This window comes from Variovorax sp. AC194 (assembly GCF_979257995.1).
On record NZ_OZ409823.1, the window covers coordinates 718,226 to 738,848 of the forward strand.

29 protein-coding genes are annotated in these 20,623 nt (G+C 64.5%); 26 read left to right on the forward strand and 3 right to left on the reverse strand.

Translation table 11 applies throughout. From position 1 onward, the window contains the following. Position 1: 1 nt before the first annotated feature. The 22 genes from ACZYRS_RS03455 to ACZYRS_RS03560 all read left to right on the forward strand — a co-directional run bounded on the left by ACZYRS_RS03455 (position 2) and on the right by ACZYRS_RS03560 (position 16,610). Entirely contained in the window at positions 2-1,153 is a 1,152-nt protein-coding gene (locus tag ACZYRS_RS03455) for a VanZ family protein (protein ID WP_463418135.1), read from the forward strand. Positions 1,154-1,162: 9 nt separating this feature from the next. Further along, on the forward strand, positions 1,163-1,516 hold the full coding sequence (locus tag ACZYRS_RS03460) for a (2Fe-2S) ferredoxin domain-containing protein (RefSeq protein ID WP_463418136.1): 354 nt from the start codon (positions 1,163-1,165) through the stop codon (positions 1,514-1,516). A gap of 70 nt (positions 1,517-1,586) precedes the next feature. After that, positions 1,587-2,219, forward strand: a complete 633-nt coding sequence (locus tag ACZYRS_RS03465) for an alpha/beta hydrolase (protein ID WP_463422446.1) — start codon at positions 1,587-1,589, stop codon at positions 2,217-2,219. A gap of 40 nt (positions 2,220-2,259) precedes the next feature. Beyond that, positions 2,260-3,429 (forward strand): D-alanyl-D-alanine carboxypeptidase family protein, encoded by a 1,170-nt coding sequence (locus tag ACZYRS_RS03470; RefSeq protein ID WP_198788665.1) that lies wholly within the window; start codon positions 2,260-2,262, stop codon positions 3,427-3,429. Between the two features lie 205 nt (positions 3,430-3,634). Continuing rightward, positions 3,635-4,012 (forward strand): 30S ribosomal protein S12, encoded by a 378-nt coding sequence (gene rpsL, locus ACZYRS_RS03475; RefSeq protein ID WP_013543948.1) that lies wholly within the window; start codon positions 3,635-3,637, stop codon positions 4,010-4,012. Positions 4,013-4,159: 147 nt separating this feature from the next. After that, on the forward strand, positions 4,160-4,633 hold the full coding sequence (gene rpsG, locus ACZYRS_RS03480; RefSeq protein ID WP_013543947.1) for a 30S ribosomal protein S7: 474 nt from the start codon (positions 4,160-4,162) through the stop codon (positions 4,631-4,633). A 96-nt stretch (positions 4,634-4,729) separates the two neighbouring features. Further along, on the forward strand, positions 4,730-6,829 hold the full coding sequence (gene fusA / locus ACZYRS_RS03485; RefSeq protein ID WP_463418137.1) for an elongation factor G: 2,100 nt from the start codon (positions 4,730-4,732) through the stop codon (positions 6,827-6,829). Between the two features lie 142 nt (positions 6,830-6,971). Next, positions 6,972-8,165: an elongation factor Tu gene (gene tuf / locus ACZYRS_RS03490; protein WP_012745744.1), complete on the forward strand. Its 1,194-nt coding sequence runs from the start codon at positions 6,972-6,974 to the stop codon at positions 8,163-8,165. Between the two features lie 20 nt (positions 8,166-8,185). After that, on the forward strand, positions 8,186-8,500 hold the full coding sequence (gene rpsJ / locus ACZYRS_RS03495; RefSeq protein ID WP_007838118.1) for a 30S ribosomal protein S10: 315 nt from the start codon (positions 8,186-8,188) through the stop codon (positions 8,498-8,500). Between the two features lie 149 nt (positions 8,501-8,649). Further along, on the forward strand, positions 8,650-10,236 hold the full coding sequence (locus ACZYRS_RS03500) for a hypothetical protein (RefSeq protein ID WP_463418138.1): 1,587 nt from the start codon (positions 8,650-8,652) through the stop codon (positions 10,234-10,236). A gap of 11 nt (positions 10,237-10,247) precedes the next feature. Next, positions 10,248-10,778 (forward strand): hypothetical protein, encoded by a 531-nt coding sequence (locus tag ACZYRS_RS03505; protein WP_198789522.1) that lies wholly within the window; start codon positions 10,248-10,250, stop codon positions 10,776-10,778. A gap of 234 nt (positions 10,779-11,012) precedes the next feature. Beyond that, positions 11,013-11,693: a 50S ribosomal protein L3 gene (rplC, locus tag ACZYRS_RS03510; protein WP_013543943.1), complete on the forward strand. Its 681-nt coding sequence runs from the start codon at positions 11,013-11,015 to the stop codon at positions 11,691-11,693. Continuing rightward, entirely contained in the window at positions 11,693-12,313 is a 621-nt protein-coding gene (gene rplD / locus ACZYRS_RS03515) for a 50S ribosomal protein L4 (protein ID WP_013543942.1), read from the forward strand. The genes rplC and rplD overlap by 1 nt, the downstream gene beginning before the upstream one ends. Then, on the forward strand, positions 12,310-12,645 hold the full coding sequence (gene rplW / locus ACZYRS_RS03520) for a 50S ribosomal protein L23 (RefSeq protein ID WP_007838129.1): 336 nt from the start codon (positions 12,310-12,312) through the stop codon (positions 12,643-12,645). Before rplD ends, rplW begins: the two co-directional genes overlap by 4 nt. 2 nt (positions 12,646-12,647) lie before the next feature. Beyond that, entirely contained in the window at positions 12,648-13,472 is an 825-nt protein-coding gene (gene rplB, locus ACZYRS_RS03525) for a 50S ribosomal protein L2 (protein WP_093443822.1), read from the forward strand. Between the two features lie 10 nt (positions 13,473-13,482). Then, complete coding sequence (gene rpsS, locus ACZYRS_RS03530) at positions 13,483-13,761, forward strand: 30S ribosomal protein S19 (RefSeq protein ID WP_007838132.1); 279 nt, start codon at positions 13,483-13,485, stop codon at positions 13,759-13,761. 9 nt (positions 13,762-13,770) lie between these two features. Continuing rightward, entirely contained in the window at positions 13,771-14,103 is a 333-nt protein-coding gene (gene rplV, locus ACZYRS_RS03535; protein ID WP_007838134.1) for a 50S ribosomal protein L22, read from the forward strand. A 17-nt stretch (positions 14,104-14,120) separates the two neighbouring features. Beyond that, positions 14,121-15,044: a 30S ribosomal protein S3 gene (rpsC, locus tag ACZYRS_RS03540; protein WP_093247293.1), complete on the forward strand. Its 924-nt coding sequence runs from the start codon at positions 14,121-14,123 to the stop codon at positions 15,042-15,044. Positions 15,045-15,072: 28 nt separating this feature from the next. Further along, the gene (gene rplP, locus ACZYRS_RS03545; RefSeq protein ID WP_021012789.1) at positions 15,073-15,489 is read left to right on the forward strand and encodes a 50S ribosomal protein L16; all 417 of its coding nucleotides are present in this window, start codon (positions 15,073-15,075) and stop codon (positions 15,487-15,489) included. A gap of 55 nt (positions 15,490-15,544) precedes the next feature. Then, positions 15,545-15,754, forward strand: a complete 210-nt coding sequence (gene rpmC, locus ACZYRS_RS03550) for a 50S ribosomal protein L29 (protein WP_198789560.1) — start codon at positions 15,545-15,547, stop codon at positions 15,752-15,754. Positions 15,755-15,763: 9 nt separating this feature from the next. Beyond that, positions 15,764-16,033 carry a 30S ribosomal protein S17 gene (gene rpsQ, locus ACZYRS_RS03555; RefSeq protein WP_015867662.1) on the forward strand — a complete coding sequence of 90 codons (270 nt, stop codon included), beginning with the start codon at positions 15,764-15,766 and terminating at the stop codon, positions 16,031-16,033. Positions 16,034-16,103: 70 nt separating this feature from the next. After that, positions 16,104-16,610: a peroxiredoxin gene (locus tag ACZYRS_RS03560; protein ID WP_198789523.1), complete on the forward strand. Its 507-nt coding sequence runs from the start codon at positions 16,104-16,106 to the stop codon at positions 16,608-16,610. A 4-nt stretch (positions 16,611-16,614) separates the two neighbouring features. Here the strand turns inward: ACZYRS_RS03560 and ACZYRS_RS03565 are convergent, their stop codons facing one another. Continuing rightward, entirely contained in the window at positions 16,615-17,202 is a 588-nt protein-coding gene (locus tag ACZYRS_RS03565) for a GNAT family N-acetyltransferase (protein WP_463418139.1), read from the reverse strand. Continuing rightward, positions 17,199-17,909, reverse strand: coding sequence for a cytochrome b/b6 domain-containing protein (locus ACZYRS_RS03570; RefSeq protein ID WP_463418140.1), 711 nt, complete (start codon positions 17,907-17,909; stop codon positions 17,199-17,201). Before ACZYRS_RS03570 ends, ACZYRS_RS03565 begins: the two co-directional genes overlap by 4 nt. A gap of 158 nt (positions 17,910-18,067) precedes the next feature. Between ACZYRS_RS03570 and ACZYRS_RS03575 the strand changes: the two genes are divergently transcribed. Further along, on the forward strand, positions 18,068-18,514 hold the full coding sequence (locus tag ACZYRS_RS03575; RefSeq protein ID WP_198789526.1) for a c-type cytochrome: 447 nt from the start codon (positions 18,068-18,070) through the stop codon (positions 18,512-18,514). Between the two features lie 66 nt (positions 18,515-18,580). Here ACZYRS_RS03575 and ACZYRS_RS03580 read toward each other — a convergent pair whose 3' ends face one another. Further along, positions 18,581-19,078, reverse strand: coding sequence for a TlpA disulfide reductase family protein (locus ACZYRS_RS03580; RefSeq protein WP_463418141.1), 498 nt, complete (start codon positions 19,076-19,078; stop codon positions 18,581-18,583). A gap of 115 nt (positions 19,079-19,193) precedes the next feature. Here ACZYRS_RS03580 and ACZYRS_RS03585 point away from each other — a divergent pair, with 115 nt between their 5' ends. The 3 genes from ACZYRS_RS03585 to ACZYRS_RS03595 all read left to right on the forward strand — a co-directional run bounded on the left by ACZYRS_RS03585 (position 19,194) and on the right by ACZYRS_RS03595 (position 20,594). Then, entirely contained in the window at positions 19,194-19,733 is a 540-nt protein-coding gene (locus ACZYRS_RS03585; protein WP_463418142.1) for a hypothetical protein, read from the forward strand. Positions 19,734-19,900: 167 nt separating this feature from the next. Further along, entirely contained in the window at positions 19,901-20,356 is a 456-nt protein-coding gene (locus tag ACZYRS_RS03590) for a PTS sugar transporter subunit IIA (RefSeq protein ID WP_042578717.1), read from the forward strand. After that, positions 20,325-20,594: an HPr family phosphocarrier protein gene (locus ACZYRS_RS03595; protein WP_013543930.1), complete on the forward strand. Its 270-nt coding sequence runs from the start codon at positions 20,325-20,327 to the stop codon at positions 20,592-20,594. Before ACZYRS_RS03590 ends, ACZYRS_RS03595 begins: the two co-directional genes overlap by 32 nt. The last annotated feature ends 29 nt before the right edge of the window (positions 20,595-20,623 follow it).

Consider the following 20,623-nt stretch of genomic DNA (forward strand, 5'->3'; position numbering starts at 1 on the left):
GATGGACACGGTGGAGAAGCCGCACAAGTCCGCCGCGCTTCCCCTCGCGCTCGCCTATGCGGCGCTGATCGTCTACGCCAGCCTCTATCCCTTTGCCGACTGGCGCGACCAGGGCATCGCGCCCTGGGCCTACCTGTCAGCGCCCTGGCCCAAGTACTGGACGGGTTTCGACTTCGCGGTCAACGTCGCGGGCTACGTACCTTTCGGCTTCCTTTGCGCGCTGGCGGTGTTGCGCACGCGCCGGACCGCCGGCGTCTGGGGCGCGGTGCTGCGCGCCACCGCGGCCGGCGCGGCGATCGCCTTCGCGATGGAGACACTGCAGAGCTACCTCCCCGCGCGCATTCCTTCCAACGTCGACCTGGGGCTGAACACCACCGGCACGGTCCTGGGCGCTGTCGTGGCAGTGGGGCTCGAGCGCTTGGGGGCAGTCGCCCATTGGGGCCGCGCGCGCTCGCAATGGTTTGTCGAGGACTCGCGCGGCGCCCTCGTGCTGCTCGCGCTCTGGCCGTTCGCCCTGCTGTTTCCCGCGGCCGTCACCTTCGGGCTGGGCCAGGTGTTCGAGCGGCTCGAGGTCGCGATCTCCGAGTGGCTGCTCGATACGCCCTTCATCGACTGGTTGCCCGTGCGCCAGTTCGAGCTCGAGCCGCTGGTGCCTGTGGTGGAACTGCTGTGCGTGATGCTCGGCGCGCTGGTGCCGTGCCTGCTGGGCTACCTGGTGGCGCGCACGCTGGTGCAGCGCGCGGTGCTCCTCCCGTTGATCTTTCTGGCGGGCATTGCCGCCTCGGCGCTCTCGGCGGCCCTGAGCTACGGGCCCGCGCACGCCTGGGCGTGGCTGGACCTTCCCGTGCAGATCGGCATGGTGGCCGCGCTGGTTGCGGGCGCGCTGCTCGTGGCCGCGCCTCGGCGCCTCTGCGCGGCCTTGCTGCTGGTGGGACTCGTGCTCCAACTGAGCCTGCTGAACCAGGCACCCGAGAGCGCGTACTTCGCGCAGACCCTGGCCACCTGGGAGCAGGGGCGCTTCATCCGCTTCCACGGGCTGGCCCAGTGGCTCGGATGGGTCTGGCCCTTCGCGGTGCTGGCTTACGTGGTGGCGGCCCTGTCGCGCAGGGGGCGGCTCGCGCCGGAGCTCAGGCCTCGGGACAGCGGTCACTAAAATCGACCGATGCCCAGTCCCACCCCCGCCACGCCGTCCGGCTACTACGGCCGCCATATCTTCTTCTGCCTGAACGAACGCAAGAACGGCGAAGACTCCTGCGCCATGCACAACGCACAGGAAGGCTTCGATCGCTGCAAGGCGAAGGTGAAGGAGGCGGGGCTCTCCGGGCCCGGCAAGGTGCGGGTCAACAAGGCGGGGTGCCTGGACCGCTGCGCCGGCGGGCCGGTGGCGGTGGTGTATCCGGAAGCCGTCTGGTACACCTTCGTGGATGCCGACGACATCGACGAGATCGTCGAGTCGCACCTGAAGAATGGCGAAGTGGTCGAGCGGCTTTTACTACCCGCCGACGTCGGACGCTGAACTTTCCCGCGAGCCCGCCGCTCGTACCGTGCTCCCGACCGGCGCTGCCGGCCCGCCCACCCACCCCGCCATGAATTCCCAGACCGAAAAGATCAGCCTCCAGGGCGCCGCTGGCGCGATCGAGGTGCAGCGCGACCAGCCGGCCGATGCCCCGCGCGGCATCGCGGTGATCGCCCATCCGCATCCGCTCTTCGGCGGCACGATGGACAACAAGGTCGTGCAGACCCTGGCGCGCGCTTTCGTCTCGTGCGGCTGGACGACGGTGCGCTTCAACTTCCGCGGCGTCGGCGCCAGCGAGGGCGTGCACGACGAAGGGCGCGGCGAGCTGGAAGACATGCTGAATGTCGTCGGCCAGCTGGCGCCCGAAGGTGCGCTGGCCATTGCCGGCTTCTCGTTCGGCGCTTTCGTTGCCTGCGGCGCCGCTGAAAAGCTATGGGCCGCGCGCAACGTTCAGCAGGTCGTGCTGGTCGGCACGGCCGCCGCGCGCAACATGGTGGCCACGCTGCCCGTCGAGGCCCACGAGCGCATGCTGGTGGTCCACGGCGAAGCCGACGACACCGTGCCGCTCGTTGCCGTGATGGACTGGGCGCGGCCACAGTCACTTCCTGTCACGGTTATTCCCGGGGGCGGCCATTTCTTTCACGGACAATTGCCGCTGCTCAAAAGTCTGGTTGCCCGCCACCTCCGCGCGGGCATTGAATGAAAGCCTCACGGGCTTGTTTTCGTCTCTTCCCATCCTCCCCATGAATCGTTTTTTTAATGCGCTTCGCGCACTGGTGCTGACCGCCGCTGCCTCGGTCGGTGTGATCGCTGCCGCCCAGGTGCCGGCACCGCCCGAAATCGCCGCGCGCAGCTACCTGCTGCTGGACGTGACCGCGAACCAGATCCTCGCGCAGAAGGACATCGACAGCCCGGTGGAGCCGGCTTCGCTCACCAAGCTGATGTCGGCCTACGTCGTGTTCGACGCGCTGCGCGCCAAGAAGATCACCCTGGCCCAGACGATGCCCGTCAGCCAGCGCGCCTGGAAGATGCCAGGTTCCCGCATGTTCATCGACCCGAAGATGCAGGTGCCGGTCGAGGACCTGATCAAGGGCCTGATCGTGCAGTCGGGCAACGACGCCACGGTGGCGCTGGCCGAGGGCGTGGGCGGCACGGTGGAGCATTTCGTCGAGATGATGAACGCCCAGGCCAAGGCCCTGGGCATGAAGAACACCAGTTACAAGAACCCCGAAGGCCTCACGGCGCCCGGCCACACCACCACGGCCCGCGACCTGAGCATCCTGGCGACCCGGCTGGTGCGCGACTTCCCCGAGGAAGCCAAGTACTACGCGATCAAGAAGTACCGCTATCCGGGCACGCCGTCGACCAACGACACCAACCGCAACCTGCTGCTGTTCCGCGACCCGACCGTCGACGGCCTGAAGACCGGCCATACCGAGGCAGCCGGCTACTGCATGATCGCCACCGCCAAGCGCGATTTCCCCAACCTGACCGGCGGGCGCCGCCTGCTGTCGATCGTGCTGGGCGCCTCCGGCGAGACCGTGCGCGCCAACGAATCGCAGAAGCTGCTGAACTGGGGCTACACGGCCTACGACGCCGTCCGCCTGTTCGATGCCGGCCAGCCGGCCGCCACGCCGGCGGTCTGGAAGGGCAAGGAAAATGTGCTGAAACTGGGTCGCCCGGAAGCCATCGTCGTTGCGGTTCCGGCCGGCACCGCCAGCAAGATCAAGACGCAGGTGGCGCGCCCAGACCCGCTGGTGGCGCCGTTCACCAAGTACCAGGCCGTGGGCTCGCTCAAGGTGACGCTGGACGACCAGCCGGTGGCCGATGTGCCGCTGGTGGCGCTGGAAGCGGTCGAGCAGGCGGGGGTCTTCGGCCGCGCCTGGGACGCCGTCCGCCTCTGGATCAAGTAAGGAAAGCCGGGCGCGCGAGGCCGCCGGCCAGCGCCGGCCGCGCCTGACTTTGCCGTTTCAGGCTCGCCTGCTATACTCGTGGGCTTTTCGGAATTTTCCGAAGGGTTTCACGTTTTCGTTATTCCCGGCTTCCTTTCCTTGCGTCACGTCAAGGACCAGGACGGTTTCACAGCCAAGGCCGGGTTGTTTTGGGACTAATTCATTCATGCCAACCATCAATCAACTGGTGCGTCAGGGTCGAACGGTCGAAAAGATCAATTCGAAGAGCCCTGCCATGCAGAACTCGCCGCAACGTCGCGGTGTCTGCACCCGCGTCTACACCACGACGCCAAAGAAGCCCAACTCGGCGCTTCGTAAAGTCGCCAAGGTCCGTCTGACCAATGGCTTCGAAGTCATCTCCTACATCGGCGGCGAAGGCCACAACCTGCAGGAACACAGCGTCGTGCTGGTTCGCGGCGGTCGTGTCAAGGACTTGCCCGGTGTTCGCTACCACATCGTGCGCGGTTCGCTCGACTTGCAAGGCGTGAAAGACCGCAAGCAGTCGCGCTCCAAGTACGGCGCGAAGCGCCCCAAGAAGGCTTAAGCCTTTCTGTCGGAAAACAAACGGTGTTCGGTTGCCTTGGCGGGTACATCGAACGAAGTGACCCAATCCCGGGTCGAGTAAGTGAGAGTCCTGACTGGCTCTCGCGGTACCGGAAACGGTGCCAACTGAAGCAAAGAGGTTAGAAAAATGCCACGTCGTCGCGAAGTCCCCAAACGTGAAATCCTGCCGGATCCCAAGTACGGCAATGTCGAGCTGTCGAAATTCATGAACGTGATCATGGAAGGCGGCAAGAAGGCGATCGCCGAGCGCATCATTTATGGCGCGCTTGACTTCATCGAAAAGAAGAACCCTGACAAGGACCCGCTTGAAGCTTTCACCGTTGCCATCAACAACGTGAAGCCGATGGTCGAAGTGAAGTCGCGCCGCGTTGGTGGTGCGAACTACCAGGTGCCGGTCGAAGTCCGCCCTGTCCGTCGCCTCGCCCTGTCGATGCGCTGGATCAAGGAAGCCGCTCGCAAGCGCGGCGAGAAGTCGATGGCCCTGCGTCTGGCCAACGAACTCATGGAAGCCACGGAAGGCCGTGGCGGTGCCATGAAGAAGCGTGACGAAGTGCACCGCATGGCAGAAGCCAACCGCGCCTTCAGCCACTTCCGCTTCTAAAAATCAAACTTCGCTTGGGCGTTGGGTGTTGAGTGTCGGGCGATGTCGCCCGTGCTCGAGGCCCAGCGCTCAACGCATTTAACCCGAAAGTAAATCATGTCCCGCAAGACCCCCATCGAGCGCTACCGCAACATCGGCATCTCCGCGCACATCGACGCCGGCAAGACCACGACGACCGAGCGCATCCTGTTCTACACCGGTGTGAACCACAAGATCGGTGAAGTGCACGATGGCGCCGCCACGATGGACTGGATGGAGCAAGAGCAAGAGCGCGGCATCACGATCACCTCGGCTGCCACCACCTGCTTCTGGAAGGGCATGGCGGGCACGTTCGACGAACACCGCATCAACATCATCGACACCCCCGGCCACGTGGACTTCACCATTGAAGTCGAGCGCTCGATGCGCGTGCTGGACGGCGCCGTCATGGTGTACGACGCGGTCGGCGGCGTGCAGCCCCAGTCCGAAACCGTCTGGCGCCAGGCCAACAAGTACAAGGTTCCGCGTCTCGCGTTCGTCAACAAGATGGACCGCACCGGCGCCGACTTCCTGCGCGTGCGCCAGATGATGGTGGACCGCCTGAAGGCCAACCCCGTCGTGATCCAGATCCCGATCGGTGCCGAAGAGCACTTCCAGGGCATCGTCGACCTCGTGAAGATGAAGGCGATCATCTGGGACGAAGACAAGGGCGTGACCTTCACCTACGGTGAAATCCCCGCGAACCTGACTGCCGTCTGCGCCGAATACCGCGAAAAGCTGGTCGAAGCTGCCGCTGAAGCCAGCGAAGAGCTGATGAACAAGTACCTCGAAGGCGGCGAGCTGAGTGAACTGGAAATCAAGGCAGCCATCCGTCAGCGCACCATCGCCGGCGAAATCCAGCCGATGCTGTGCGGCTCGGCCTTCAAGAACAAGGGCGTGCAGGCCATGCTCGACGCGGTCATCGAATACATGCCCGCACCGACCGACATTCCCCCGGTCAACGGCACCGACGAAGACGAAGCGCCCGTCACCCGCAAGGCTGACGACGGCGAGAAGTTCTCGGCCCTCGCATTCAAGCTGATGACCGACCCGTTCGTGGGCCAGCTGACCTTCGTGCGCGTCTATTCGGGCGTGCTGACCAAGGGCGACAGCGTCTACAACCCGGTGCGCGGCAAGAAGGAACGCATCGGCCGTATCGTGCAGATGCACGCGAACAACCGCGAAGAAGTCAACGAAATCCGCGCCGGCGACATCGCCGCCTGCGTGGGCCTGAAGGAAGTCACCACGGGCGAAACCCTGTGCGACCCGTCGGCTGTCGTGACGCTGGAGCGCATGGTGTTCCCGGAATCGGTGATCTCGCAGGCTGTCGAGCCCAAGACCAAGGCCGACCAGGAAAAGATGGGCATCGCCCTGCAGCGTCTCGCTCAGGAAGATCCGTCGTTCCGCGTCAAGACCGACGAAGAATCGGGCCAGACCATCATCGCCGGCATGGGCGAGCTCCACCTTGAAATCATCGTGGACCGGATGAAGCGCGAATTCGGCGTGGAAGCCAACGTGGGCAAGCCCCAAGTGGCTTACCGCGAAACGATCCGCAAGACCGTCGAAGATGCCGAAGGCAAGTTCGTTCGCCAGTCGGGCGGCAAGGGCCAGTACGGCCACGTGATCCTGAAGCTCGAGCCGCAGGAAGCGGGCAAGGGCTTCGAGTTCGTCGACGCCATCAAGGGCGGTGTGGTTCCTCGCGAATACATCCCCGCGGTGGAAAAGGGCGTTGTCGAAGCGCTGACGCAAGGCGTGCTGGCGGGCTACCCCGTCGTGGACGTCAAGGTCACGCTGCACTTCGGCTCCTACCACGACGTGGACTCGAACGAAATGGCGTTCAAGATGGCCGCGATCTTCGGTTTCAAGGAAGGCGCCCGCAAGGCCAGCCCCGTGATCCTGGAGCCGATGATGGCTGTGGAAGTCGAAACGCCTGAAGACTACGCCGGTAACGTGATGGGCGACCTGTCCTCACGCCGCGGCATGGTGCAGGGCATGGACGACATGATCGGTGGCGGCAAGTCCATCAAGGCCGAAGTGCCGCTGTCGGAAATGTTCGGCTACTCGACCACGCTGCGTTCGATGTCGCAAGGCCGCGCCACGTACACGATGGAGTTCAAGCACTACGCTGAAGCTCCGCGTAACGTTGCCGAAGCCATCGTGGCCGCTCGCGCCAAGTAAGTTTTTGAAGAATGCAGGGCTGCGCAGTGCGCGGCCCTCGTTGTCTGCGATCCGGTGCCGCCGCGTTCCCGTGCGAGGCGAACCAGCAATCGGGTGCAGACATAAAACCAATACACGGGAATGCTCTTTCAAGGATTGAAAAATGGCAAAAGGTAAATTCACCCGCACCAAGCCGCACGTGAACGTGGGCACGATCGGTCACGTTGACCACGGCAAGACGACGCTGACGGCGGCGATCGCCACGGTTCTGTCGGCCAAGTTCGGCGGCGAAGCCAAGGCTTACGACCAGATCGACGCAGCGCCCGAAGAAAAGGCTCGCGGCATCACGATCAACACCGCGCACGTCGAGTACGAAACGGCCAACCGCCACTACGCACACGTGGACTGCCCCGGCCACGCCGACTATGTGAAGAACATGATCACCGGCGCCGCTCAGATGGACGGCGCGATCCTGGTGTGCTCGGCCGCCGACGGCCCGATGCCCCAGACCCGTGAGCACATCCTGCTGGCTCGCCAGGTGGGCGTGGGCTACATCATTGTTTTCCTGAACAAGTGCGACATGGTCGACGACGCCGAGCTGCTCGAGCTGGTCGAAATGGAAGTGCGCGAGCTCCTGGACAAGTACGAATTCCCTGGCGACGACACTCCGATCATCCACGGCTCGGCCAAGCTCGCCCTGGAAGGCGACAAGGGCAAGCTGGGCGAAGAAGCCATCATGAAGCTGGCCGAAGCGCTGGACACCTACATCCCGACGCCTGAGCGCGCCGTGGACGGCACGTTCCTGATGCCCGTGGAAGACGTGTTCTCGATCTCGGGTCGCGGCACCGTAGTGACCGGCGCCGTCGAGCGTGGCGTGATCAAGGTCGGCGAGGAAATCGAGATCGTCGGCATTCGCCCGACCGTCAAGACCACCTGCACCGGCGTGGAAATGTTCCGCAAGCTGCTGGACCAGGGCCAGGCTGGCGACAACGTCGGCGTGCTGCTGCGCGGCACCAAGCGCGAAGAAGTCGAGCGCGGCCAAGTGCTGTGCAAGCCCGGCTCGATCAAGCCGCACACGCACTTCACCGCCGAGGTGTATGTGCTGTCCAAGGACGAAGGTGGCCGTCACACGCCGTTCTTCAACAACTACCGTCCGCAGTTCTACTTCCGCACGACGGACGTGACCGGCGCGATCGAGCTGCCCAAGGACAAGGAAATGGTCATGCCTGGCGACAACGTCAGCATCACCGTCAAGCTGATCAACCCGATCGCGATGGAAGAAGGCCTGCGCTTCGCCATCCGTGAAGGCGGCCGCACCGTGGGTTCGGGCGTCGTGGCAAAGATCCTCGACATCTAAGCCGGACAAAAGGAATCACCATGGCAACCAAGCAAAAAATCCGCATCCGCCTGAAGGCGTTCGACTACAAGCTGATCGACCAATCGGCTGCCGAAATCGTTGACACCGCCAAGCGCACCGGCGCGATCGTCAAGGGTCCCGTGCCCCTGCCGACCCGCATGAAGCGTTTCGACATCCTGCGTTCGCCGCACGTCAACAAGACGTCGCGCGACCAGCTGGAGATCCGCACGCACCAGCGCCTGATGGACATCGTCGACCCGACCGACAAGACCGTGGACGCGCTGATGAAGCTCGACCTGCCGGCCGGCGTGGACGTCGAGATCAAGCTGCAGTAAGCAGTAAGAATTCCTCGCGTCGCGTTTTGACAAAGCCCGCCTGCAGAAATGCAGGCGGGCTTTGTTTTTTGTGCTGCGGCTATGGCATCCTCACGCACCGCTAATTCTTTCAAGCATCGGCCGCGGCTGAAACGAGGGCAGCACAAGCTATGAGTCACAAGTTCTCTTTTGCGTTGGGCGCGGCGTGCATTGCCGCGGTACTGCTGGCGGGCTGCGGCGGTGGTGGGGGTGGAGGCGGCGGAGGGGGAGGGGGATTCCCGATCCTGCCGCCGCCGGGAAGTTCGGTCACCCTGACTGGCACGGCCACCTATGACTCCGTTCCGAACACGAACGGCCCCCTCGTCTATGCCGCAACAACGGCCAAGCCGGTGCGCGGCGCGATGCTCGAAGTGCTCGACGCGACCTCCTCCGCGCAACTCGCGGTGAGCACCACCGACGACAGCGGTGCGTACTCGGTGTCCGTGCCTGCAAACACGTCGATCGTCGTGCGCGTCAGAGCGCAACTCACGCGTACTGGCGCCGGACCGACCTGGGACGTGAGCGTGCGCGACAACACCCAGAGCAGCGCCTTGTATTCCATGCAGTCATCTGCTTTCTCGTCTGGCGCTGCCGCGTTGACGCGCGATCTGCGCGCCGGGTCCGGATGGGGCGGCTCCAGCTACACCAGCCAGCGCGTGGCCGCGCCCTTCGCGGTGCTCGATACCGTCTATACGGCGATGCAGAAAGTGCTGTCGGTTGCTCCGGCGACGGCGTTCCCCGTCCTGCGGGTGTTCTGGAGTCCCAACAACGTTCCGGCCGGAGGCACCGTCGCCGCGGGCCAAATCGGCAGTACGTTCTTCATCAACCGGAGCACCGGCCGCGAAATCTACGTGCTGGGCAAGGAGAACGTCGACACGGACGAATACGATTCGCCCGTGATCGCGCATGAATGGGGCCACTACTACCAGTCGGCCTTCAGCCGCGACGACTCGCCGGGTGGCTCCCATTCGCTGGACGAGCGGATCGACCGGCGGCTCGCATTCTCGGAGGGCTGGGGCAATGGCTGGTCGGGCATTGCGCTCGGTCGGAACAACTATGTGGATTCCGTGGGGCCCCAGCAGTCGAGAGGCGGCAACGTGAATCTCTCGGTGGGCCCGACGACCAATCCGGGCTGGTACCGGGAGGGCTCGATCCAGTCCATCTTCTGGAATCTCAACCAGCAGGTCGGCTTCAAGCCCATCCATGATGCGATGACGGGCATCCTGTTCCGCAGCGGTGCGCCCGTCTCGTCGATCCACCCCTTCACCGCGGCCTTCAATACGACCGCGCCGGGGAGTGCTTCCGCGCTGGCCGGCCTGCTCTCGGGCCAGAACATCAGCACGACCGCCAACGATCCCTACGGCGACACCGAGACGAACAGCGGCGGGCTGCCGACGGTTCCGAATGTGGTGCAACCGATGTACCGGCCCACCGCCGTGGGTACGACGACCCAGGCATGCGTCTCCAATGTCGAGGGTGACGACAACAAGCTCGGCAGCTTCGCCTACCTTCGCTTCAACGCACCTGCCAATCGCGACTACCAGTTCACGGTCAATGGCGGCCCCGCGGGCGCCAATCCCGACTTCGACATCTTCCGGGGCGGCCTCGTCCCCCGGTCGAGCAACAAGGTCAGCCTGGGTGCCGGCGACTACGTTTTGGCCGTGAGCGATCTCAACAATTCCGGATCACCGACGTGCTTCAACGTCACCATTCAATAGGGAAGGCCGTCATGAACATCCGATCAGGCTCGATGATCTCCATGGCATGCCTCGCCCTGGCTGCGTTGCCGGTACCGGCCATGGCCGACGGCGTACCAAGTGCACGCCATGGCAAATCCACTGCGCACCGTGAGGCGCCCATGACGACTGCCACGCGCAAGCCGAATGACTCCGGCGTGACGCTGAAATTCCGGCTCGATGCCGTGCCGCAGGTGGGCCGCGGCACGCCCGTCGTGCTGCAGTTCGGCGGCGTGACCGATCCGGACGGTGCCACGGTGCGCTTCAGCGCCGACGCCGGCCTGACGATTTCGGGTAGCGACACCCTGTCGCTGCCGACGGCAAGGCGCACTTCCGCGACCGTCACCGTGGTGAGCGAGCGCGAAGGCCTCGCCTACCTGAATGTCTTCATCACGCAGAAGGGCGCCATGAGCGCCATTTCCATTCCCATCCAGACCGGGGCGGCGGCCCCGGCCCTGAAGTCCTCCGGCGAGCTGAAATCCACGCCGGACGGGGAAAACATCATCACGATGCCTGCCAAATAGCCAGAAAAACAGGCGAAAAGGGCCGGAACGCCTCCGAAAATCCGGCCCGCAACACCGCTTGCACGGCGCCCGCATCGCGGGCTATAATCGCTGGCTCTGCCCTTGGTGCGTCCATTCGGGTGTAGTTCGAGCAGAGATTTATCAACCTCCTTCCGCAGGCTGGGAAACCAGCCAAACGCTGTCGCCAATTGAAGTGGCAGCGGCGAAGGGAGCTTCCATTTTTGGAGAAAACAAATGAGTCTGAGCAACTCCCTCGGGTTGCTGGGCCGCAAGGTGGGGATGATGCGTCTCTTCACCGATGACGGGGACGCAGTTCCTGTCACGGTGGTGGATGTGTCCAACAACCGTGTGACCCAGATCAAGTCCCAAGAGACCGATGGCTACGTCGCCCTGCAGGTGACGTTCGGTTCGCGCAAAGCATCGCGCGTGACCAAGCCCGAAGCCGGCCACCTCGCCAAGGCGGGTGTCGAAGCAGGCGAAATCATCCAGGAATTCCGCGTTACCGCAGAAACCGCAGGTCAGCACAAGGCTGGCGGCGTGATCGCAGCGGGCAGCGTGTTTTCCGTGGGCCAGAAGGTGGACGTGCAAGGCACCTCCATCGGCAAGGGTTTCGCAGGCACGATCAAGCGCCACAACATGAGCTCGCAACGCGCGTCGCACGGTAACAGCCGTTCGCACAACGTTCCCGGCTCGATCGGCATGGCACAAGACCCCGGTCGCGTGTTCCCCGGCAAGCGCATGACGGGTCACCTCGGCGATGTGACCAAGACCACGCAAAACCTCGACGTGTTCCGCATCGACGAAGCGCGTCAACTGCTGCTCATCAAGGGCGCGATCCCGGGTTCGAAGGGTGGCTTCGTCACCGTGCGTCCCGCCATCAAGGCCAAGCCGCAAGCGGCTGAAGGAGCGAAGTAATGCAACTCGAACTCCTGAACGAACAAGGCCAGGCTGCGTCGAAGTACGACGCCCCCGAGACCGTGTTCGGCCGTGACTACAACGAAGACCTGGTCCACCAGATCGTCGTTGCATTCCAGGCCAACGCCCGCCAAGGCACGCGCGCCCAGAAGGACCGCGAACAGGTCAAGCACTCGACCAAGAAGCCTTTCAAGCAAAAGGGAACGGGCCGCGCCCGTGCTGGTATGACGTCCTCGCCGCTGTGGCGCGGGGGTGGCCGGATCTTCCCGAACATGCCTGACGAAAACTTCTCGCAGAAGATCAACAAGAAGATGTACCGCGCCGGCATGGCCGCCATCTTCTCGCAGCTCGCTCGCGAAGGCCGTCTGGCCGTGGTGGATTCGCTGACCGTGGATTCGCCCAAGACGAAGCCGCTGGCAGCCCGTTTCAAGGCAATGAATCTCGAGTCCGTGCTCGTGATCGCCGAAGAAGTCGACGAAAACCTGTACCTTGCCTCGCGCAATCTGGTCAACATCCTCGTGGTCGAACCCCGTTACGCCGATCCGGTGTCGCTGGTTCACTACAAGAAGGTGCTGGTCACCAAGGGTGCCGTCGACAAGCTCAAGGAGATGTTCGCATGAGCCGCGTGAACCCTACCGCCGCTGAACGTACGTTCGAAGAAGGCCGCCTGATGGCGGTGCTGGTCGCCCCGATCGTGTCCGAAAAGGCAACGATGGTCGGCGAGAAGTCGAACGCTGTCACTTTCAAGGTGCTGCAAGACGCCACCAAGCCCGAGATCAAGGCCGCTGTCGAACTGATGTTCAAGGTCGAAGTCCAGGGCGTGTCGGTGCTCAACACCAAGGGCAAGACCAAGCGCTTTGGCAAGTCCATCGGCCGCCGCGACAACGTTCGCAAGGCCTATGTGACCCTGAAGCCCGGTCAAGAGCTCAACCTCGTCGGGGAAGGCGCTTAATCATGGCCGTCATCAAGATGAAACCCACTTCGCCGGGCCAACGCGGCGCGGTGAAGATTTCGCGTGACCACCTGCACAAGGGTGCTCCTCACGCAGCCCTGCTGGAACCCCAGTTCCAGAAGGCCGGCCGTAACAACAACGGTCACATCACGATCCGTCATCGTGGCGGCGGTGCCAAGCACCACTACCGCGTTGTCGACTTCGTGCGCAACAAGGACGGCATCCCGGCCAAGGTCGAACGCATCGAATACGACCCGAACCGCACCGCCCACATCGCTCTGGTCTGCTACGCCGACGGCGAGCGCCGCTACATCATCGCCCCGCGCGGTCTGGAAGCCGGTGCAACGCTGCTGTCGGGCGCCGAAGCCCCGATCCGCGCCGGCAACACCCTGCCGATCCGCAACATCCCGGTCGGCTCGACGATCCACTGCATCGAACTGCAACCCGGCAAGGGCGCGCAGATCGCGCGTTCGGCCGGCACGTCGGCCACGCTGCTGGCTCGCGAAGGCGTCTACGCCCAGGTCCGCATGCGTTCGGGTGAGGTGCGTCGCATCCACATCGAATGCCGCGCGACCATCGGCGAAGTGGCCAACGAAGAGCACAGCCTGCGCCAACTCGGCAAGGCCGGTGCGAAGCGTCACATGGGTATCCGCCCGACCGTTCGCGGCGTGGTGATGAACCCGGTCGACCACCCGCACGGTGGTGGCGAAGGCAAGACTGGCGAAGGCCGCCACCCTGTCGACCCATGGGGCAACCTGACCAAGGGCTATCGCACCCGTAACAACAAGCGCACGCAGGTCTTCATCGTGTCGCGTCGCAAGAAGTAAGGGATAGCCCATGACTCGCTCTCTCAAAAAGGGTCCTTTCGTCGACCACCATCTGGTGGCCAAGGCCGACAAGGCCGTGACGACCAAGGACAAGAAGCCGATCAAGACCTGGTCGCGTCGTTCGATGGTTCTGCCCGAGTTCATCGGTCTGACCATCGCCGTGCACAACGGCAAGCAACACGTGCCTGTGTACATCACCGACCAGATGGTCGGCCACAAGCTCGGCGAATTTGCGCTCACGCGCACGTTCAAGGGGCACCCCGCGGACAAAAAAGTCCAGAAGAAGTAAGGAACGACCATGTCTGAAACACGTGCAGTCCTCCGCGGTGTCCGCCTCTCGGTCGACAAGGGCCGTCTGGTCGCGGACCTCATCCGCGGCAAGAAGGTCGATCAAGCGCTCAACGTTCTGCAGTTCACGCAGAAAAAGGCCGCTGTGATCATCAAGAAGGTGCTCGAGTCGGCGATTGCCAACGCCGAGCACAACGACGGTGCCGACATCGACGAGCTGAAGGTCAAGACCATCTACGTCGAGCAAGGTGCAACGCTCAAGCGCTTCACGGCGCGGGCCAAGGGTCGCGGCAATCGCATCAGCAAGCCCACGTGCCATGTGTACGTGACGGTTGGCAACTAAGAAGGCCTGGAAGAAATATGGGACAGAAAATCCACCCAACCGGGTTCCGCCTTGCGGTCACCCGTAACTGGTCCAGCCGCTGGTACGCAAGCGACCGCGATTTCGCGGGCATGCTGGCCGAAGACATCAAGGTTCGCGAATACCTCAAGAAGAAGCTGAAGAACGCTTCGGTCTCGCGCGTCATGATCGAACGTCCCGCCAAGAACGCTCGCATCACGATCTACTCGGCTCGTCCGGGCGTCGTGATCGGCAAGAAGGGCGAAGACATCGAGAACCTCAAGCGCGAGCTGGGCAAGCAGCTCGGCGTGCCGGTTGCGGTCAACATCGAAGAAGTGCGCAAGCCCGAAATCGATGCGCAGCTGATCGCCGACAGCATCACGCAGCAGCTCGAGAAGCGGATCATGTTCCGCCGTGCCATGAAGCGCGCCATGCAAAACGCCATGCGTCTGGGTGCCCTGGGCATCAAGATCATGTCGTCGGGCCGCCTGAACGGCATCGAAATCGCTCGTTGCGAGTGGTACCGCGAAGGTCGCGTGCCGCTTCACACCCTGCGCGCCGACATCGACTACGGCACCTCGGAAGCCAAGACCACGTACGGCGTCATCGGCGTCAAGGTCTGGGTCTACAAGGGCGACACGCTGGGTCGCAACGACCTGCCGGCCGTCGAAACGCCGCGTCCGGACGAAGAGCGCCGCCCGCGTGGTCCCCGCCGTGATGGTCGTCCTGGCGACCGTCCGGGTGGCGACCGCCGTGGTCCCGGCCCCCGCGCCGGTGGCCGTGGCCCGATCGGTGGCAACACCGCGCCGGCCGATGGCAGCGACAAGCCCGCAGAAGCCACCGGTGCAGCTCCCGCTGCCCCGGGTGCAGACTCGAAACCCGCCGTTAAGCGCGTCCGCAAAGCCGCGCCAGCTGCAGCAGCTGACGGTGCCAAGACCGAGTGATCGGTCTTAGAACTACGGAGTATTAAAAATGCTGCAACCTGCACGCAGAAAGTTCCGCAAGGAACAAAAGGGCCGCAACACCGGCATCGCAACCCGGGGTAACTCGGTTGCCTTCGGTGACTTCGGTCTCAAATGCACCGACCGCGGCCGCCTCACGGCGCGCCAGATCGAAGCCGCTCGTCGCGCAATTTCACGTCACGTGAAGCGCGGTGGCCGTATCTGGATCCGCGTGTTCCCGGACAAGCCAATCTCTACCAAGCCCGCCGAAGTGCGGATGGGTAACGGTAAGGGCAACCCCGAGTACTACGTCGCTGAAATCCAGCCTGGCAAGATCGTGTTCGAGATCGTCGGCGTGCCCGAAGAACTCGCCCGCGAAGCGTTCCGCCTGGCCGCCGCCAAGCTTCCGCTGCGCACGACGTTCGTCGCTCGCCAGCTCGGCGCCTGAGAGGAGAACATCCATGGCAACACGTAAGAAAAAAGAAACCGCGGCTCCGGCCAAGGTGACCAAGGCTGCAACCCTTCGCACGAAGGACACCGCAGGCCTCGAAGCTGAAATCAAGGACCTGCAGAAGGCCCATTTCGGTCTGCGCATGCAGAAAGCCACGCAACAGCTGTCGAACACCTCGACGCTGCGCGTGACGCGCCGCGACATCGCGCGCGCCAAGACCATTCTTGCGCAGAAGCAGCAAGAAACCCAAGCCGCCAAGTAAGGAGTGAACATGACGGAAGCTAAAAAATCCCTCAAGCGCACCTTGATCGGCAAGGTGGTCAGCGACAAGCGTGCCAAGACCGTGACCGTGCTGGTCGAGCGCCGTGTGAAGCACGAGCTCTACGGCAAGATCGTGGCCAAGACGAGCAAGTACCACGCCCATGACGAAAAGGGCGAGTACAAGCTGGGCGACACCATCGAGATCACGGAAAGCCGTCCGATCTCCAAGACCAAGAACTGGGTCGTGACCCGCTTGGTCGAGAAGGCCGTGCTGGTCTGATCTTCGAGTCCGACGACTCAACCGGAAACGGCCCACAATGTGGGCCGTTTTTCTTTTTCAGGAGCATTCAATGATCAAAGTCGGTGACACCCTTCCTTCGGCCACCCTGCAGGAATATTCCGAAGTGGAAGGCGAAGGCTGCAGCATCGGCCCGAACGCCGTGGATGTGGCCAAGGCCTCGGCCGGCAAGACCATCGCGCTGTTCGCGCTGCCGGGCGCTTTCACGCCCACCTGCTCGGCCAAGCACGTGCCGGGCTATGTGCAGCACTTCGACGACTTCAAGGCGGCCGGCGTGGACGAGATCTGGTGCGTGAGCGTGAACGACGCCTTCGTGATGGGCGCCTGGGCGCGCGACCAGAAGACCGGCGCCAAGGTGCGCATGCTGGCTGACGGCAGCGCCGATTTCGCCAAGGCCACCGGCCTCACGCTCGACCTCGCGGGCCGCGGCATGGGCCTGCGCAGCAACCGCTATTCGATGCTCGTGAAGGACGGCAAGGTCGCCACGCTCAACGTCGAGGCGCCGGGCAAGTTCGAAGTCAGCGACGCGGACACGCTGCTCGCGCAAGCCCGGGGCTGACCGGTCAAAGATCGGCCTTGAGGTAGTGAGCCCCGGCGATGGGGTTGTGATAGTAGGGCGGCACTTCCACGAAGCCCAGGTCTTCGTAGAGTGCCCGCGCCGATTCCATGTCGTCGAGCGTATCGAGCAGCACGCAGCCGTAGCCCGCGGCGCGCGCGGCGTCCAGGATCGCTTCGGCAAGCTGCCGGCCCAGCCCGAGGCCCCGGAAGCCGGGCCGCACGAACAGCCGCTTCATTTCCGCCGCATTCGCATAGTCCGCGTTGTCGAGCGGGCGCAGGGCGCAGCAGCCCGCCACGTGCGCCACCGTGCCGTCGGCGCGCTGCAGCGTCGGAGCCTGCCGGCCCGCTTCTTCCTTGATGTTCGCCGGGTCCACGAGCGCCAGCACCAGCGTGCCGCGCGGTTCGGCGTATTCACCCGGCAGGTCGGCCAGTTCGCCGTCGAAATCCTGGAAGTCCAGGTCGATGGCCAGCGAGGCGGCATAGTCGCGAAAGATCGCGCGCGTCGCATCGATCTCGTGGGCTTCATCGGGCGTGAGCAGCACGACGACCGGCGTGTCCGCCAGCGGCAGGGGGCGTGAAACCGAGGAGCTCATACCCGCAACGACGCCACCCAGTACGCCACGCCCGCACACAGCGCGAACAGCACCAGCGCCAGCCCGCGCGAAGCCGCGTCGTCGCGACTCTCGGCGACCTGGCCGTTGGCGCTGGAGACCAGCTTGTCGCCCGAGACCATCGGCCGCACCAGGCGGTGGCGCTTGACCAGCACATAGAACAGAACCGCCAGCACGTGCAGGCTCACGAGGGTGATCACGATCCACTTGCCCTGCGCCTTGTGCCAGCCGGTGGCGAAACTCACGACCGCCCCCGAGACGAAGCGGGTGAGCGGGCCGGAGGCGGAGATCTCGTCGTCGGCCATCAGCCCGGTGGCGACCTGAAACGCCAGGATCGCCAGCACCGCGAACACCGAGAGTGCGCCGAGCGGCGTGTGCCCGATCAGGTGGTCCGGATGCGCCCGTCCGCGCAGGTAGTTGACGACCGAGCCCGGCGCGTAGATGAACGCCGCAAAGCGCGACCAGCGCCCGCCCACGAAGCCCCAGAGCAGCCGGAACAGCAGCAGCGCAAGCACCGTGTACCCGAGGCGGAAATGCCATTCCATGATGCCGCCCAGGCCCGTTCCGATCAGGCCCAGCACGGCGACGGCCAGCGCCCAGTGAAAAAGACGGGTCGGCAGGTCCCAGACGCGCGTGCGGGCCGCGGTGCTGGCGGTCGCCTGGAGGGCGGCCACGGAGGTGTCGGTCATCGATGGGGGCGCGGATGCGCGGGGCTGCGGAAGGCGCAGATTAGCAAAGTCCGGGCGCAAGGCAGCTTCGGGTTGTTGCTATGCGCCCGACATGGGCTGCCCCTACACTCGGCCGCAGCGCTGCGTTCGACGGCGTTGCCCACCCACAAGGACCCACGATGATCCGACTTGCCTCGTTCGCCCTTGCAGCCGCCTGCGCTGCGATGTCCCTGCCCGCCGCCGCCCAGTTCGCCAAGCCCGAGGACGCCATCAAGTACCGCCAAAGCGCACTGTTCGTGATGAGCCAGCATTTCGGCCGCCTGGGCGCCATGGCCAACGGCCGGGTGCCCTACGACGCAGCGGCTGCCGCGGCCAACGCCGAAGTCGTCGCCGAGATGGCCAAGCTGCCCTGGGCCGCCTTCGGCCCCGGTACCGAGGGCGGCAAGGCCAAGCCCGAAGTCTGGAAGGAAGACGCCAAGTTCAAGGAACGCCAGCAGAAGCTGATCGAGGAAACCGGCAAGCTGGTGGTCGCCGCCAAGGCCGGCAACATCGACGCGCTCAAGGCCCAGTTCGGCCCGACCGGCGCGAGCTGCAAGGCCTGCCACGACAGCTTCCGCAACCAGTAAGGGCGGCTGCAGAAAGCAAAAAGGCGCTACCTGGTAGCGCCTTTTTTTATAAGGGTTGAAGAAGCTTCAGGCTTCGGCGAGCAGCTTCTCGATGAGCTTGTGCAGCTCGGCAAAGTCGGGCTCGCCCACGTAGCGCTTCACGATCTCGCCCTGCTTGTTGACCAGGTAGGTGGTCGGCGTGAGCTTCACGTCGCCCCACGCCTGCGCGACGCTGCCGGTGTTGTCGATCGCCACCTTGAACGGCAGCTTGCGGGTTTCGGCGAAGTTGACGACGTAGCTCGGTGGGTCGTAGCTCATGGCCACCGCCAGCGTGTCGTAGCCCTTGGACTTGTACTTGTCGTAGGTCGCGATGACCTTGGGCATCTCGCCGACGCAGGTCACGCAGCTCGTGGCCCAGAAGTTGACCAGGGTGACCTTGCCCTTCAGGTCGGCGGTGGTCTTCTGGCTGCCGTCCAGCAGCACGAAGGTGGAGGCCGGGGCCGCCGTGTTGCCGGAGCCGAGGTACACGCCCACGCCGACGGCCAATGCAAGAGCGACGGCGGCGGCAGCGATGGATTTTTTCATGGCAGCGACTGGGAGATGGAAGCGGTGAGAGGGGGCGGCGCGATTCTAGTTCCGCCTGCGCGACCGCGCTGGCGAGGGCCCATCGGGTATTTTGTGGCTCGATAATCGCCCTCCCATGCCATCGTTCGCTCCCCGCCCCTGGCTTGCACTGACAGCCACGGCCGCCCTTCTCGCCGCCTGCAGCCCCACCTTCAACTGGCGCGAGGTGCCGATCGCCGATGCCGGCCTGGTCGCGCTCCTGCCCTGCAAGCCCGACCGCGCGAACCGCGCGCTGCCGCTGGGCGCCGAATCCGTGCAGGTCGACATGGCCGGCTGCGAGACCGGCGGCGCGACCTTCGCCATTGCCCACGCCTCCGCTGACGGTCCGGCGCAGGCGGAGGCCTGGCTCAACGCCTGGCGCACGGCCACGCGCAATCAATTGGGTGAGGCGAAAGTGACGGAAGCGCCCGCGGCCCTGCAGCGCGCGACCGCGACGCCTGCACCGGTGCGGCTCGATGCACAACCGGCGCAGCAAGGCGCCGCGCCCGTCCAGGTCCTCTGGTTCGCCCAATCGCAGAAAAACGGCACCGTGGCGCTCTACCAGGCCACCGTGCTCGGCAAGCCGACATCCCCCGAGGCGCCGAAGACTTTTTTTGAGGGCTTGCGCCTTCCATGACCCCGCTCCCGCCAGCCGCAACGGCGGCGGTTGCTACTGTTCTGATAGCTGTAGCGCCGGAGGAACCCCGTGCCGCACTGTCCGTCTTTTCAGGCTGCCGCGTTGTTGTCGTATCGCTACTTCCCCTGGGCGCCCCCGCATAATCGAAGCGTCGTCCTCCGAGCCGCATGAACAGCATCCTCATCATCGCCCACTCACCGTTCGCGCAGGCGCTGCGGCAGTGCGCGCTGCATGTGTTTCCCGATTGCGAGCAGGCCGTCGTCGCGCTCGACGTGCTGCCCAACGTGTCGCCCGAGGAAACACTGGCCGCCGCACGCATCACGCTCCAGCAGCAGCTGCATGCCCCGCGCTCGCAGGTGCTGGTGCTGGCCGACGTGTTCGGCGCCACGCCCTGCAACGTGGCGCAGAAGCTGGTGGACGGCGTCCATTCCAAGCTGGTGGCGGGCGTCAACCTGCCGATGCTGCTGCGCGCCGTCACCTACCGCCACGAACCGCTCGACACGCTCGTGCAACGCGCCATCGCGGGTGGCACCGCGGGCGTCATGCAGGTGGCGGTGGCGGCTCCCCAGAACCAGGCAAAAAGAAAGCACAGTGATCAAGAAATCCGTGACCATCAGCAATAAGCTGGGCCTGCACGCACGCGCATCGGCCAAGCTGACCAAGCTCGCAGGCAGCTATCCCTGCGAGGTGTGGCTCTCGCGCGGCGACCGCCGCATCAATGCCAAGAGCATCATGGGCGTCATGATGCTGGCCGCGGGCCTGGGCTCCACCGTCGAGCTCGAGACCAACGGCCAGCAGGAAGAAGAAGCGATGAACGCCATCGTCCAATTGATGGACGACAAGTTCGGCGAAGGCGAATGAATGTGACCCCCACGCTCCGCACTGCGTGT